Origin of the sequence: Xanthomonas pisi DSM 18956, assembly GCF_001010415.1 — a bacterium.
Taxonomy (GTDB): Bacteria; Pseudomonadota; Gammaproteobacteria; order Xanthomonadales; family Xanthomonadaceae; genus Xanthomonas; species Xanthomonas pisi.
Genome location: NZ_JPLE01000135.1, coordinates 1 through 219, shown reverse-complemented (window position 1 = coordinate 219; position 219 = coordinate 1). Strand labels below are relative to the sequence as shown.

Annotated in this window: 1 pseudogene; it reads left to right on the top strand. The window is 62.6% G+C overall.

Annotated features, from left to right (window positions below):
- A pseudogene (locus Y887_RS17420) lies at nt 1-219 on the top strand (ABC transporter ATP-binding protein); the annotation flags it as partial.

Sequence of the window (219 nt, the reverse complement as noted above, 5' to 3'; positions counted from 1 at the left end):
AACCGACCAACCACCTGGACATGGACGCGGTGCTGTGGCTGGAGCAATGGTTGCTCAAGTACCCGGGCACCTTGCTGCTGATTTCGCACGACCGCGAGTTCCTCGACAACGTGGCCACGCATACGCTGCACCTGCACGGCGGCACCGCCAAGCTGTATGTCGGCGGTTACACCGATTTCGAGCGCCAGCGCATCGAGCACCTGCGTCAGCAGCAGATCG